15 protein-coding genes are annotated in these 14,193 nt (G+C 70.4%); 5 read left to right on the forward strand and 10 right to left on the reverse strand.

Annotated elements, in window-relative coordinates; genetic code table 11:
• Positions 1–43 precede the first annotated feature (43 nt).
• From ASD11_RS02675 to ASD11_RS02685, 3 genes are read right to left on the reverse strand one after another with little or no spacing between them, the layout of a single operon-like run.
• On the reverse strand, positions 44–535 hold the full coding sequence (locus tag ASD11_RS02675) for a group II truncated hemoglobin (RefSeq protein WP_056282925.1): 492 nt from the start codon (positions 533–535) through the stop codon (positions 44–46).
• Between the two features lie 7 nt (positions 536–542).
• A complete protein-coding gene (locus ASD11_RS02680; RefSeq protein ID WP_056282929.1) occupies positions 543–863 on the reverse strand; it encodes a hypothetical protein in 321 nt (106 codons plus the stop codon).
• A gap of 9 nt (positions 864–872) precedes the next feature.
• Positions 873–2,117: a YibE/F family protein gene (locus ASD11_RS02685; RefSeq protein WP_156464552.1), complete on the reverse strand. Its 1,245-nt coding sequence runs from the start codon at positions 2,115–2,117 to the stop codon at positions 873–875.
• A gap of 40 nt (positions 2,118–2,157) precedes the next feature.
• Between ASD11_RS02685 and ASD11_RS02690 the strand changes: the two genes are divergently transcribed.
• Positions 2,158–2,901, forward strand: coding sequence for a phosphotransferase (locus ASD11_RS02690; RefSeq protein WP_056282936.1), 744 nt, complete (start codon positions 2,158–2,160; stop codon positions 2,899–2,901).
• Here the strand turns inward: ASD11_RS02690 and ASD11_RS02695 are convergent.
• The 6 genes from ASD11_RS02695 to ASD11_RS02720 all read right to left on the reverse strand — a co-directional run bounded on the left by ASD11_RS02695 (position 2,898) and on the right by ASD11_RS02720 (position 9,609).
• Positions 2,898–3,596 (reverse strand): hypothetical protein, encoded by a 699-nt coding sequence (locus ASD11_RS02695; RefSeq protein WP_056282940.1) that lies wholly within the window; start codon positions 3,594–3,596, stop codon positions 2,898–2,900. The two genes, ASD11_RS02690 and ASD11_RS02695, sit on opposite strands and share 4 nt — an antisense overlap.
• Positions 3,593–4,078, reverse strand: coding sequence for a hypothetical protein (locus ASD11_RS02700; RefSeq protein WP_156464553.1), 486 nt, complete (start codon positions 4,076–4,078; stop codon positions 3,593–3,595). Before ASD11_RS02700 ends, ASD11_RS02695 begins: the two co-directional genes overlap by 4 nt.
• Before the next feature lie 326 nt (positions 4,079–4,404).
• Entirely contained in the window at positions 4,405–4,857 is a 453-nt protein-coding gene (locus ASD11_RS02705) for a hypothetical protein (protein ID WP_056282946.1), read from the reverse strand.
• Between the two features lie 236 nt (positions 4,858–5,093).
• Positions 5,094–7,247 carry a GDSL-type esterase/lipase family protein gene (locus ASD11_RS02710; RefSeq protein ID WP_056282948.1) on the reverse strand — a complete coding sequence of 718 codons (2,154 nt, stop codon included), beginning with the start codon at positions 7,245–7,247 and terminating at the stop codon, positions 5,094–5,096.
• Between the two features lie 5 nt (positions 7,248–7,252).
• Positions 7,253–7,963 (reverse strand): hypothetical protein, encoded by a 711-nt coding sequence (locus tag ASD11_RS02715; RefSeq protein WP_056282950.1) that lies wholly within the window; start codon positions 7,961–7,963, stop codon positions 7,253–7,255.
• An 83-nt stretch (positions 7,964–8,046) separates the two neighbouring features.
• The gene (locus ASD11_RS02720) at positions 8,047–9,609 is read right to left on the reverse strand and encodes an ABC-F family ATP-binding cassette domain-containing protein (protein WP_056282953.1); all 1,563 of its coding nucleotides are present in this window, start codon (positions 9,607–9,609) and stop codon (positions 8,047–8,049) included.
• 93 nt (positions 9,610–9,702) lie between these two features.
• Here ASD11_RS02720 and ASD11_RS02725 point away from each other — a divergent pair, with 93 nt between their 5' ends.
• Entirely contained in the window at positions 9,703–10,125 is a 423-nt protein-coding gene (locus ASD11_RS02725) for a cupin domain-containing protein (protein WP_056282956.1), read from the forward strand.
• Between the two features lie 9 nt (positions 10,126–10,134).
• Positions 10,135–10,392: a hypothetical protein gene (locus ASD11_RS02730; RefSeq protein WP_056282957.1), complete on the forward strand. Its 258-nt coding sequence runs from the start codon at positions 10,135–10,137 to the stop codon at positions 10,390–10,392.
• Here the strand turns inward: ASD11_RS02730 and ASD11_RS02735 are convergent.
• Positions 10,378–12,483, reverse strand: a complete 2,106-nt coding sequence (locus ASD11_RS02735; protein ID WP_056282960.1) for a S9 family peptidase — start codon at positions 12,481–12,483, stop codon at positions 10,378–10,380. The two genes, ASD11_RS02730 and ASD11_RS02735, sit on opposite strands and share 15 nt — an antisense overlap.
• A gap of 129 nt (positions 12,484–12,612) precedes the next feature.
• On the opposite strand from ASD11_RS02735, the gene ASD11_RS17990 reads away from it, so the two are divergent.
• Positions 12,613–12,972, forward strand: a complete 360-nt coding sequence (locus tag ASD11_RS17990; protein WP_056288278.1) for a YciI family protein — start codon at positions 12,613–12,615, stop codon at positions 12,970–12,972.
• Positions 12,973–12,983: 11 nt separating this feature from the next.
• Complete coding sequence (locus ASD11_RS02745; RefSeq protein WP_235503225.1) at positions 12,984–14,186, forward strand: RNA polymerase sigma factor; 1,203 nt, start codon at positions 12,984–12,986, stop codon at positions 14,184–14,186.
• The last annotated feature ends 7 nt before the right edge of the window (positions 14,187–14,193 follow it).

Consider the following 14,193-nt stretch of genomic DNA (forward strand, 5'->3'; position numbering starts at 1 on the left):
GTGACCGTGCTGCCGTCAATCCGTTCGGATCGCAGCAGCACGGTCACACGTCGTGGTCGGGGAGGTACGGCGGGGCGACGCCCCAGCCCCAACGGGGCGTGGGAGCGTGCTCGAACGGCTCGGCTCCCGGCTGCGAGTTCTCCATGGCCAGCCGCGTGCCCCACTCGAGGTAGCCGACGATGGCGGCCCGGAACTCAGGGTCGGCGGGCAGCGCGGCGTCGTCGGCCGCGAGGCTCATGGTGGAGGCGAACCGGTGGCGCTGGGCCGGCGTGATGGACAGCCCGAGGTGGTGCTCGAGCATCGTCTCGTAGCCACCGTGCTCAGCCGTGTAGGTCTCCGGACCGCCCAGGACCTCGGCCCACCAGTCGGCGACGTGCGCGCGGTGGTGCTCGGAGACCCCGCCGGGGAAGAACGGCGACAGGGTGTCGTCGGCCTCGACGCGGTCGTAGAAGGCGTCGATCATCCGGCGCAGCGGCACCAGCCCGCCGGCCCACTCGAACAGCGTGGGCAGCTCGGGCTCGTCGACGCCGCTCATCGCCAGGTCAGACGTCGCGGTCGCGCTGGACGTTCAGGCGGATGCTCTTGGGGCGGCCGTCGGCCCCGTAGCTGACGGCGCCGTGCTTCTCGTCGGCGTCCTCGGCCTTGGGCATGACCGCGGCTGCCTTCTTCTGCCGGTCGAGCTCTTCCTTGGCGTCGGCCTGGCCGGGGGCGAAGAAGTTGCCCATGGCGCCCATGCCGTCGCCCATCGTGCCGAGGCCGTCGCGGCCTCCCGGCTTGTCGAGCGAGCGCTGGAACACCACGAGCGCGATCACGAGGGCCGACAGCACCCCGATCGCGAACAGCACGGTCCACAGCCACTCCATACGAACAGCCTACGCGCGGTGCGAGCCACCCGTGGTGGAACCGGGCTCGGGGAGCGGCTCGTCCTCCGGCCGGGGGGCGAGCACCACGGCGATCGCGGTGGTGATGGGCACCGCCAGCACCAGCCCGATGGCACCGACGAGCGTCCGGACGATCTCCTGGGCGAGCTCCTCCGTGGTGGCCATCTCGGCGAGGCCGCGCTGGTAGGCGGTGATGAGCAGGAGGATCGTCATGGCCGATCCCGCGTAGGCGAAGACGAGCGTGTAGACGCTCGACGCGATGTGGTCGCGGCCGATCCGCATCGCGGAGGCGAAGAGCTCCCCGGCACGCGCGGTGGGCCGCAGCGCCCGCATCTCCCACACGGCGCTGGCCTGGGTGACGGTGACGTCGTTGAGCACGCCGAGCCCGGCGATGACCATGCTGGCGGCCACGACGGCCTGCATGTTGAGGTCGGGTGCCGAGGCGAGAAGGGTCTGGTCGTCCTCGGATCCGATGCCGTTGAGGCTCGTCCAGCCGGTGGCTCCCCAGCCGATCGCGGCAGTGCAGGCGATGCCGAAGAGCGTCCCGAACAGGGCGGACGTGGTCCGGATGCTCACGCCGTGGGCGAGGTAGAGGACCACGAACATGATTCCCGTCGACCCCACGACCGTGGCGACGAGCGGTGACTCCCCGGACAGGATCGCAGGCAGGACGAACTTGAACAGCGCCAGGAGCGTGACGCCGATGCCGACGATGGCGAACAGGCCGCGCCAGCGTGCCACCGCCACGACGAGGAGCGAGAACACGACGGCCAGGGCGGTGAGCGGGAAGCCGCGCTTGAAGTCCAGGAACTCGTACGAGGCCTCCTGGCCCGGTGGCTGGAGCTTGATGAGGCTGATCTTGTCGCCGCTCTCCATCCCCGCGCGGAAGCGTCCGGCGTCCAGCTGGAACGTGGCGGTTCCGTCGGAGGTCCGAGCCGTGACGTTGGCGCAGTCGCCCTTGAGGCTCTGCTGGCCGTCGGGCCCCTCGCCGCCGGAGCCGCAGTCGAACGGCGCGACCTGGGTGACGGTGGCGTCGACCGTGCTCACGCCCTCCTGCCCGTAGGGGTTGGCCGAGCGCGGGATCTTGGACGAGTCCGGCCACAGCACGACCATCGCGATGATGGTCAGGACCGCGATGATCCCGACGATCACCGCCAGGACCGATCCCAGCCCGCGTCGGGGTTCTTCCTCGAGCCGCTCGACGGCGGAGTGTCCGTGTCCATGTCCGTGTCCCACGGGGTCATGCTGTCACGCGCGTCGATGTCACGATGGAGGCATGAGTGAGGAGACACATCTACCTGGCGCAGTCGGCGGCGTGACGCGGATCGGACGGACGGTCCGTCGTCCCACCGGGCCCTGGACACCGGCCGTCCACGAGCTGCTCGCCTACCTGGAGGCCCAGGGCCTCAGGGGCGTTCCCGACGTCGAGGGCATCGACGACGAGGGCCGTGAGGTCCTTTCCTACGTGGAGGGGCGCGGTGTCCCGGCCGACGAGGTCGTCCTCGACTCCGTCCTGGTGGAGGCCGTGGAGTGGCTCCGCGAGTACCACGACGTGGTGGAGGGCTTCCGTCCCAGCGGCGTCCGGCCGTGGCGCGGAGGAGAGGCCGAGCTCCAGGACGGCCAGGTCATCTGCCACCACGACCCCGGCGCCTACAACTGGATCATCCAGAGCGGGCACTTCGTCGCGATGATCGACTGGGACATGGCCGGCCCCGGCCGCCGTGTCGACGACCTCGCGTTCCTGGTCTGGACGGGCATCCCGCTGTACCGCGACATCGGCGTGGAGGAGGCTGCGCGCCGTCTCGACCTCGTGGTGGAGGCCTACGGCGAGTTCGGTCCCATGACGCTGCTCGACGCCGTGGTGGACCGGATGAGCACGGCGGCCGACCGCATCCAGGCCGGGATCGACCGAGGAGACTCCGGGATCGCCAACCTGCAGAAGGTGGGCGAGCCCCAACGGACCCGCGACCGCGTGGCCGCGTTCCGCGGACGCAAGGACGCCATTCTCGACGCGTTCTAGAGGCCAGGACGCCCGGCAGCCAGCTCGCGCCAGCCGGGGCCCGTGAGGTGGGGCGGCCGGCCGAGGCTCGTGACGTCGGCAGCGCCGCGATCGGTGGTGGAGAGGTCGGCCAGACGCCAGCCACCGTCGCGCCGGACCACGTCGACCCGCACGTGGACCCAGGTGCGCGACCCGAGCACGGGGACCTCGACGACCCCGGCCACCTCGACGGCTACCTCGCGGGGTGTCGTGGTGGGGCCGGAGGGTCGGGACCTGATCCACATGGGGATGCGGTCGTCGAGATGGCGTCGGGTCGCGTGGTCGCGCTGGACGGCCTTGTCCTGGACGACGAACGTCGTGGCTCGACGGCTGAGCGAGGGCGAGGCCACGGACTCGAGGACGTCCTGGTTCTCGAGGAGCGGCCTGACGTCGAGGGAGAAGTTGGTGACCTCGAGGGCGAACCTCTCGGCGTCGAGCCGCGACGGTCGCCCCACCGACGCCAGCCGGAGGCTCTCCGCCGATGGCATCCCGACGAGCGAGAACGGGTTGGCCTCGGCCTCCGTGGCGTCGTCGACGGCTTCGAAGGGTGGTGGCGGGGGCGCGGCGGTCAGGCCGGTCGTAGCGATGGGTGCCAGTCGGCCACTGCCCGCCTGGGAGCCACATGCAGAGAGCGCGACGAGCAGGGCCAGGGCGATCGCCGTCTTGAATCGGCTCACCGGCTGACCCGCCGCCAGCCGGTTCCTATGAGCGCGTCGCGGATGTCCGCTGTGGCTCGGTCGAGTGACGGGTCCGAAGGAAGGAACGGTTCAGCCCCCACGCGCCCGACACACCACTGACCGTCCTCCTCGCCGACGTCGATCCGGAACAGGTTCCACCAGACGTACTTGCTGGGGTCAGTCATGACGGCGGCCAGCTCGACGCCGTAGCCACGCCCCTCGTGCTCCGACCGGATCCAGAGAGCCTCGTCCAGATTCCAATGTCCGCCGGTCTCGGAGCGGACCTGCGCTGCCGTGTCCTCGACCACTGCGTCTCGGACCGCCTCCGGCAGGCGATCGCACCCGAACGACTCGAGAACGTCGCCGACGCCGAGTGCAGGCCGACGCACGTCCGAGATTGCTTGAGCGACTTGCAGAGCGAACGTCTCGGCGCCGGGCCGACCACGGCTCAAGGAGGCAGCCGCTTCTGCGATCTTGCGCATCGACGGTCTCGCGTCGGGTGAGGTGGGGACATCGGTCGCCCTGATCGGGTGCTGCAGCGGTGAGACGCCGGGAAGGTCCGCAGGATGGTCGGCCTCAGGCTCAGCTGTCGGTGGTGAGCTGCACGCTGCGAGGAGGGTCAAGGCGGCGACGGCGCTCATCCACTGCCTCGGATGACCGGTGCTCTGGGCGTCAGTCATCGACATCGCAGGTCAGGTAGCGGAGCGGAGCGGCCGACCGTGCTCCAGCATGCCCATGGAGGGAGGAGATCGCGGTCATGGTCACGGCCTCGATGCCCAGGAACATGTTGGAGGCAGACGAGGGAAGGTCAGGGCTTGATCTCACGCCAGCCCTCTCCTGTGAGGTACTCCCTGCGTTCCTGAGCCGACATCACCTTGCCGCTGTCCGGACCGACAACTGACGACGAGAGATCGGCAAGCTTCCACCGTCCCTGCTCCCATACGACGTCGACGCGGGTCTTGAACCACGTTCGGTAGGGAATTCCCGGCGCTACACCGTTTGCGGCGACTTCGACGGAGACCTTTCTCGGACGGCTCTGTGGTCCTTCGGCGACGGAGCGAAGCCACATGGGCACCGAGGTGTCGACGTGCCGTTGAGTCCCGATCTGCCGTTGCTGAGCCTTGTCCTGCACGATGAAACGCCGAACGAAGTCTCTGAGGGACGCCGCGCCGATTTTGTCGAGGATCGCCTCGTCGGCCAGCTCAGGGCGAACATCGGCGTAGAAGTTGACCACGTGAAGGGCGAAGGACTCCGCGGCCACGCGTGTGGACGGTCCGGCTGATGACTGTCGAAGATCTTTGGCCGACGGTCCGGTCGCCAGGGCGGGCGGCGACTCGCCGACGACGTCACCTCGCTCCAGAGGGGAGAAGCTTGGCTCCGGCGGAGGCGCGGTCAGGCCCGTGGTCGGTATCGCCCCTGGAGGTTCGTGGCTGGTCGTCGTGCAGGCCGCGAGCATGAGAGCTGCGCAGGCCACAGAGGACGCACTTCGCCAGCGCCTCACTTCGCCCGTCCGATGATGAGGTCGCTGACGTACTTGGCATAGGCGAGCTGGCCAGCATCCTTCGGGTGGAAGCTTGCGGCGGAGACAATCCCAAGCTGGCCGCCTACGTCGCGTTTTCCGGCGTGAATCCACTCGCCGGTGGTTGCGCAGGCGCCGTGGCCGTCGAAGGTGTCCATGAGATCGGACTTCATCGCCCACACTCCCGCGTTCCCGGCAGCTTGAGCAATCTCCGAGTTCAAGGCGACAGTGAGCCGGGCCGCCATCGCTCGCTCGTTCGTCCCGACTGCCTGGCACAAAGCGTTCTTCGAGGTGCCGTTGACTTCAAGAACTCGTGGATAGCCTCCGACCACGATGTCTGCATACGGAGCCGCCTTCTTGATCTTCTTGTAGAGGGTGTGCAACTCATCTCTCATCGCCCGAATCTTCTTCATCCGAGGCGCTTCTTCTCCGGTGCACGAGGAGCCGAAGGTGCACCGTTTCAACACGGACGCGAACCCCACGTCATTGCCTCCCACCGTGAGAGTGACCAGCTGGGGCCTCCCCTTGTGGGCGGCCAAGCTGGACTTCAGGCCGGTCAGCTGGTTCGTGACTGACTTGTATCCCGAAGGGCCCTTGATGACGGCGCCGCTGCAGGCAAGGTGCTTGGTCACGGCATTGAAGCTGTGCTGCATCTGCCACACCCACCCCTTCGCGGAGCGCATGCACTCGCCGCCCGTGTACTTGCCGGACGAACCGAGGCCCGCTGAGTAGGAGTCGCCAAGCGCGACGTAGGTTCGACCGCTCGGCACGCCCTTGAGGCGCAGTGCGCCTGAGATCTTGGACGGTCCGGACAGGTACCCGCGGACCGGCAGGATGCGGAGCTTGTACCGCCGCCCGGTCTTCAAGGGCTCGAACATCCAGTCTCGGTCCGTGATGGCGTAAGGCAGTTTGGCCCAGGTGAGCTTGCCGTTGGACATGAGCCGAGTGGCGAGCTTGTAGCCCGTGGCGTTCTTCGACGTCGCCCAGGAAGCCTCGGCGGTGTGACCGCCGTAGATGGACCCGTTCCCCGCAACGACCTTCAGAGTGGGGATGGAGCCGGGCATCGGGCCGGTGGTCTTGACCGATGCGGCGGCCCCGACGACACCGGTGCTCGAGCCCTTGGAGGGGACGAGACGGTACTGGTAGGTGCCGCCGGCGGCGAGGAGCTGGGCCGTCCAGCCACTGCCTGCGACGGCGTAGGGGAGGCGGCGCCAAGCCTCCTTGGTGTTGATGAGGCGCTGCTCGATGAACATGCCCGTGGCGCCCGTGGAGGAGCGGGTCCAGCCGAGCTTGGCCGCCTCCGAGGCCGGAGTGAGGCTCGGCCTGGGGCCGGCCACCTTCCAGGCGGTGGTGCCGGTGATGTCGGGCGAGGCCTTGCCGACGCCGATCTTGGCGAGGCCCTCCGAGACGCGCTGGGCGATGAGCTTCTCGCCCGTGGGGTTGGGGTGCGTGCCGTCCCACGTGTGCTTCTGGGCGTCCCAGCCGTTGCGCGTGGACGCCACGACGACGCGCTGGGACGACGTGCTGAGGCTCGAGGCGAGGGCACGCAGCTTGGTGGCGTAGGCGCCGGACTCGTCGTTGAGCGAGTAGGTGCCGGCCCAGGGGTCGTAGCGGTTGACGACCTCACCGACGACCACGTCGAGGCCGGGCCGGGCCTTGCGGGCGCGCTGGATGTAGGTCTTCACGTTGGCCAGGGTGGCCCCGGGCGACGTCTTGTACGCGAGGTCGTTGCTGCCCAGCATGGTCACGAGCGTGGTGGCCTTGGACGCGCTCACCTGCGAGGCGATGGAGTCGAGCTCGTCGACGTATGTGTCGCCCCACCGGGCGGAGTGCGACCTGGCCGAGAACGAGGCTGCGTAGTGCTGCGAGCCGCTCTTGCGGCCCACGTTGTCGTAGAGGTCGGTGCGGGTGCCGACGAAGGCGACCCTGCCCGAAGCCGTCCCCGCAAGCTTGTTCCAGAGGCGGTAGCGCCAGGTGTAGTCGCCGGACGAACCCTGCGTGATGGAGTCGCCGGTGATGAGGACGCGATGGGTCACGGCGGCCGCGGCTGGGGACGTGGTCGCGGCGATGGTCGGCAGAGCCAACGCCGAGGCCACGACCGCGACCGCCGTGAGTCTGGGGAGGAGCTTCATCGCGGTCACCGCTCGTCGGCGAAGAGTCGCCACCCGAGGCCGGCGAGTGTCTTGGCGCGCTCCTCTGAGCTGAGGTCGGTGGCCTGGTCGGCGTCGGACGGCTGCGGGACCTCCCGCGGCTGGATGCTTGCGACGGTCCAGCCCTCGCTGGTCCACTGCACGACGCCGCCGACGACGGCCCAGCGCGTCTTGCCCTTCACCGAGAGCGGCGCGGCCACCTCGACCATGACCTGGTCGGGCCGCTCGGCGCTGCCGCTGTGCCCGATGACGCGGTAGGCACCGTCCTCGGCGGCGAACGTGTCGCCGGCGGAGCGCTGCATGCCGGCCAGGAGCTGTGCATCGGCGGAGTTGATGACGGTGCCTCCGATGGTCTCGGCGACGAGCGCCGGGTCCTCGAGCGCCGCGGGCGAGCCGACCACCCAGACCGCGTACGTGCTGAAGGCCGTGGCCGCACCGTCCAGCGTGCGGATGGCGCCGCGGCCCACCGAGGAGGCGTCCTCGGCCGCCTGGTCGACCTCGACGGCTCCCTCCTTCAGCGGCTGCTCGGACGGCGTCCGTGGGACAGGTGTGGACGACGTCTCCGTGGCCGCCGACGCTGCGTCAGGATGGGAGCCCCACGGGAGTCCGCCGCTCCCTCCGACGACAAGGCCGGCGGTCACCCCGACCAGCAGGGTCAAGGTGGCGCCTCCGAGCACGGCGCTGCGGTGAACGGTCATGATGGGCTCCCTCACCCTCGTCGTCTCACCCCGAGACGAGTACAGGTGTGACCATACTTGTATTGGGTCCAGTCTGGAAAGGGTCAATCCACAGCGAGACGCCGATCGAGTCTGAGGTCGTCCAGGAAGTGCTCGTCATGACTCACCACCAGCAAGGCGCCCTCGAACGACTGGAGGGCCTGGGCCAGGTGGCCGACGCTCACGAGGTCGAGGTTGTTGGTGGGCTCGTCGAGCACGAGGAGCTGCACGTCGCCGAGCAGGAGGCAGGCCAGGTTGGCCCGCAGTCGCTCTCCTCCGGACAGGGTCCCCGCCGGACGGAGCGGGGCGTCGCCACGGAACAGGAGCCGCGCCAGCTGGGCCCGGACCTCGTGCACCGACGTCTCGGGGGCGTGACGGCGGACGTTCTCGACCACGTCGAGGGTCGGGTCCAGCAGATCGGCACGCTGGGGGAGGTAGCCGCACGGCACGCTCAGACCAGCGCTTCCCGACGCCGGTGCGAGCCGTCCCACGAGGGTCTCCAGCAGGGTCGTCTTGCCCGAGCCGTTCCGTCCGACCACGCCGATGCGCTCGGGCCCACGGACGTGCAGGTCGACCCGGCGACCGGTCCGGTCCAGCACGAGGCCGTGCGTCACCAGCACGTCGCGGCCCGCCGGGACCCGGGTGCGGGGGAGCTCGAGCCGGATCTCGCGGTCGTCCCGCACGGCCGACTCCGCATCGTCGAGGCGTCCTTGCGCCTCGCGTGCCTTGTCCTCGTGCTCGTTCCTGAGCCGACCCGCCGACACCTCCGCCTGCATGCGTCGGCCGTGGGCAATGATCTTGGGCACCCGCTTCTCGCGCTCGGCCCTGGCTCCGGTGCGGGCTCGACGGGCGAGCTTCACCTGGGTGTCGGCCAGCTCGCGCTTCTGCTTCCGGACGTCGGCCTGGGCGTCGCGCACGACCCGCTCGGCGGCCTCCTGCTCGAGGCCCACCGTGGCCTCGTAGGCCGAGTACGGGCCGGCGAACCGACGCACCTTCCGGTCGCGGACCTCCAGCACGTCGTCCACCCGCTCGAGCAGCACCCGGTCGTGGCTCGCCACGACAGCCGTTCCTCCGAAGGACCTCAGTGCCGTGAGCACCCGCTCCCGGGCCGGACCGTCGAGGTTGTTGGTGGGCTCGTCGAGCAGCAGGACGTCAGGCCGACGCAGGAGCCTGCCGGCGAGCGCCAGGAGGACCAGCTCGCCGCCGGACACGGCGTCGAGCGGACGGTCCAGACCGAGGTGACCGAGCCCCAGTCCGGCCAGCTGGACCGCGGCCCGGTCCTCGACGGCCCAGTCGTCGCCGACGGTGTCGTAGTCGCTCGGCTCGGTGCTGCCCTGCTCCACCGCACGCAGGGCGCTGCGGACCGTGCTGATGCCGAGGGCGTCGGCGACCGTTCGTTCGGACCCCAGCAGAGGGTCCTGCGGAAGGTGCGCCAGGACGCCGACGACGTCGACCGAGCCGCCCGTGGCCTGGAGCTCGCCGATGAGGAGACGCAGCAGCGTGGACTTGCCGCTGCCGTTGGCCCCGACGAGCCCGTGGACGCCTGGGCCGAGGTCGAGGCTCACGTCGTCGAGGACGTCGGACCCGTCGGGCCAGGAGAAATGAAGATGCTGAAGATGGACAGACATGAAGAGACTTCCGCGCGTCGAGGAGGCGTCCCGATGAGAGGGACATGACGGGGGTCTCAGATCTTCACGCGTCGAGGTTACTACCGTCGGACCATGTCGTCCAAGCCCGCGCTCGCCGTCACGCTCGATCTCGAGCCGCATCCTGAGGGCGGCTGGTTCCGCCAGACCTGGGCCTCGCCCGTCGAGGTGACGCTCCCCGACGGCCGGGTCCGTCCGACCGCCACGCTCATCTGGTTCCTCCTCCCGGCGGGCGAGTCGTCGGCCTGGCACCGGGTCGCGAGCGACGAGGTCTGGCTGGCTCACACCGGCACGGTCGAGCTGGAGCTGGGCGGCTCGGGCGACGCCCCCGCCGACGTGTCCAGCCACCGGGTGGGGTCCGATCCCGCAGACGGTTCGCAGCTGCTCGTCCCCGCCGACGTCTGGCAGCGCACGCTCCCCTCCGACGCCGACGCGCTCGTGAGCTGCCTCGTGTCCCCGGGCTTCGACTTCGACGACTTCGAGCTCGCCTCGGTCTAGGCTTGTCCTGTGAGCGCGATCTACTTCGACACCGACGACGACGCGGCCGAGATCGTCAAGGCGCTGCAGTCCGAGGGCTACAGCACAGAGCTGCGGCGCGAGAGCTTCGCGGGCGAGGACGACTCCGAGGACCGCGCCTGGCTCCTGCTCGTGGACCCGTTCGACGAGCGCGTCATCGAGATGGTCGACGTCTACGGCGGTTGGATGCCGGGCGACGAGCGCCTGCCCGATCGCCCCGCAGACCTTCCCGACTCACCCCTGCGCTGAGGAGCTCGGCACCGCGCCGAGGTGCTCCTGAAGGAACGCCACCTGGAGCAGCTTGAGGTTCTCGGCCACCTCCTCCTGGGGCGTCATGTGCGTGACGCCGGAGAGCGGCAGGACGCTGTGCGCGCGGCCGGCCTCCAGGAGCGCCGACGAGAGGCGCAGGGTGTGCGCAGCCACCACGTTGTCGTCTGCCAGGCCGTGGATGAGCAGCAGGGGTCGCTCCAGCCGGGGGGCACGGGGCAGCAGCGAGTTCTCGGCGTAGACCTCGGGCACCTCGTCGGGGTGTCCGAGGTAGCGCTCGGTGTAGCAGGTGTCGTACAGGCGCCACTCGGTCACAGGTGCGCCGGCGACCGCGGCGTGGAAGACGTCGGGACGGTCGAGGACGGCGAGCGCCGCGAGGTACCCGCCGTAGGACCAGCCCGTGATGCCGACCCGTGAGGTGTCGACGTCGTCGGGGTAGGCCTGGGCCACCGCCGCGAGCGCGTCGACCTGGTCCTGCAGCGTCACGCCTGCGAAGTCGTGCAGGACGGCTCGCTCCCAGGCGGAGCCGCGCCCGGGCGTGCCGCGGCCGTCGGCCACGACCACGGCGAATCCCTGGTCGGCCAGCCACTGGGCCTCGAGGAACATCCGCGACGACGCGAGGACGCGCTGCGCGTGCGGACCGCCGTACGGATCCATCAGCACGGGCAGCCGCTCGGAGCCGGGCACGTGGTCGCGGGGCAGGAGGACGGCCGTGCTGAGACCGCGCTCACCGGCGCGCAAGAAGGTGACGCCCGGCTGGAACGGGGCCGGCTCGGCCACCGAGGCGATGACCGACGTCGCCTCGCCCGCCCCGACCACCACGACCTTGGTGCCGTCGGCGCCGAGCGACGAGCGCGTGATGACCGTCGTGGGCCCGCCCGTCACGGCGCCGTGGACGCCCTGGCCCGAGGTGAGCACGGTGATGGTGCCGTCGAGCCCGACGTGCAGGACATGGACCTCGGTGGGCTCCGACGACGCGGTGACCAGCACGGCCTCGGGCCGCAGTCCGACCACGGAGCGCACCTGCCACGCGTCGTCGGTGAGCGGGGTGCCGTCGAGCAGGAGACGGGTGCGGTCGTCAACGTCCTCGAGCGTGAGGAGCCGCCCGCCCGCCATGCGCTGCGGGGTGGCGGTGAGGTCGACCCAGGCGTCGTCGTGCAGCTCGCGCAGCACCGCAGTGGTGCCGGTGGCGACGTCGACGTCGAGGATCTGGGAGTGCTTCTGGTCGCGGCTGAGGACCTGGACGACGGGGTCGCCGTGCTTGGTCCAGGAGACCCGGCCCAGGTACTCGAAGGCCTCGCGGTCCCAGGAGATCTCCGTGCGGGTCCCGTCGAGCGACACGTGCCAGAGCGTGACGTCGCTGTTGGTGGTCCCCGCCGCGGGGTAACGCTGCTCGGTGGCGGGGCGCTGCGGGTTGGCTGGGTCGGCCACGAACCAGGTGGGAACGGCAGCATCGTCGAAGCGCTCCACGAGGAGCGACTGACCGTCGGGCGCCCACCAGAAGCCGCGGTAGCGGTCCATCTCCTCGGCCGCGATGAACTCGGCCTGGCCCCACACCTGCGTGGGCGACTCCGGCTCGACGAGCACCCTGTCGTCCTGGCCGTTCACGTCGACGATCCGCAGCGCACCCTGGTTGGCGTAGGCGATCCGCTGGCCGGTGGGGTCGAGGCGGGGGTCGATGACGCCCTCGGGCGTGGGCAGCTCACGCGTGGCGCGGGTGCCGAGGTGGGTGGCCCAGAGCCGCCCGGAGAGCGGGAAGCAGGCCCAGCGGCCGGTCTCGTCGACGTCGTACCCGACGATCCCGGCGGCCGACTCGCGGCTGCGCTCACGGCGAGACCTCTCGGCGGCCGACAGCTCCTCACCGCCGTCGCCCAGCAGCTCGCGCGGATCGACCAGGACCTGCTCGGTGCCGGACTGCACGGCGAGCTCCCACAGCAGTCCGGTCCGGGTGACTCCGTCGGGGGTGCGGACGAAGCGGACCGTGGCGCCGTCGGGCGAGACGGAGAGGTTCCGCGGCACGCCCAGCGTGAAGCGCAGGGTGCGGGCGGCCAGCCGGGGATAGGAGACGCTCATGCCCCCATCCCATCATCTTCGAAAAAAGTTTCGGCGTGGGTGTCGTACGGCGCCGAGCCTGTTCGTAGGAAGGGTGAGACGACAGGATGGGGCACGAGGCCGCATCCGCTCACCGCGAGGAGAACCACCATGACGCAGTACATGCTTTCCGTGCACCACGACGGCACCGAGGACTTCTCCTCGATCGACGAGGCGACGATGCAGAAGATGTTCGCCGACGTCGACGCCTTCAACACCGAGCTGCAGGCGTCGGGCAGCTGGGTCTTCGCCGGCGGCCTCCAGCCCATCGAGGCCAGCACCACGGTCGACGCCACGGGAGCGGAGCCGATCCTCACCGACGGCCCCTTCTCGGAGTCCAAGGAGTTCCTCGGCGGCTTCTGGATCATCGACGTCGCCGATCTCGACGCCGCTCTCGACTGGGCTCGTCGCGGCTCCGCCGCCTGCCAGGGCAAGGTCGAGGTGCGGCCCTTCCAGGAGGAGCCGTCCTGAACGCCACGTCCGTGCCCGACCGGGCGTGGGAGCAGGTCTTCCGCGCCGAGCACGGCCGGGTGGTGGCGACGCTGGCTCGTCGCTTCGGCGACCTCGACCTCGCGGAGGACGCGACGTCGGAGGCGCTCGTCGTGGCCCTGGAGAAGTGGTCCGAGGAGGGCCTGCCACCCAACCCCGGCGCGTGGCTCACGACCGTCGGCGCGCGCAAGGCGCTCGACCGGCTGCGTCGTGAGGCCAAGCGCGACGGCAAGCAGCAGGAGGCGGTGACCATGGTCGACGACTCGCCGCCGGACGACCTGGGCGTCGTCGAGGACGATCGGCTGAGGCTCGTGTTCACGTGCTGCCACCCGGCGCTCGCGCCGGAGAACCGGGTCGCCCTCACGCTGCGGATGCTGGGCGGACTCACGGTCGCGGAGATCGCCCGGGCCTTCCTCGTGCCGGAGACCACGATGGCGCAGCGGATCACGCGGTCCAAGGCCAAGATCAAGCAGGCCAAGATCCCGTACCGGGTGCCGCGCGAGGCCGACCTCCCCGCCCGGGTCGGCGGCGTCCTGGCCGTGCTCTACCTCGTCTTCAACGAGGGCTACCTCGCCACGAGCGAGGAGACCGACCCCATCCGGGGCGAGCTGTGCGACGAGGCGGTGCGCCTCACCAGGCTCGTGGTCCAGCTGATGCCCGACGAGCCCGAGGCGCTCGGCCTGCTGGCGCTCATGCTGCTCATCGACGCTCGTCGGGCGGCGCGCGAGCGCGACGGCATGCTGGTGACGCTGGACCAGCAGGACCGGCGGCTCTGGGACGCCGAGCGGATCGACGAGGGTCACGCCCTGGTCCGACGCTGCCTCCAGGTGGGGCGTCCGGGTCCGTACCAGCTGCAGGCCGCCATCCAGGCCGTCCACGACGACGCCCTCGAGTTCCCCGACACGCAGTGGGACCAGGTGGTGGCGCTCTACGACCAGCTCCTGGCGGTGGCGCCCTCGCCGATCGTCGTGATGAACCGCGCGGTGGCCGTGGCGGAGCTCGACGGGCCCGAGGTCGGCCTGGCCCTGGTGGAGGAGCTCGACCTCGACGGCTACCACGCCTGGCACGCCACCCGGGCCGACCTGCTGCGTCGGCTGGGCCGGTCCGACGAGGCGCGGGATGCATACCTCCGTGCTGCCGAGCTCACCCAGAACGCAGCCGAGCGGGCCTGGTTGCAGGCCCGCTCGACTGGCTGAGGTGCTG

The sequence above is a fragment of the Aeromicrobium sp. Root495 genome, assembly GCF_001426755.1.
Classification (GTDB): Bacteria; Actinomycetota; Actinomycetes; order Propionibacteriales; family Nocardioidaceae; genus Aeromicrobium.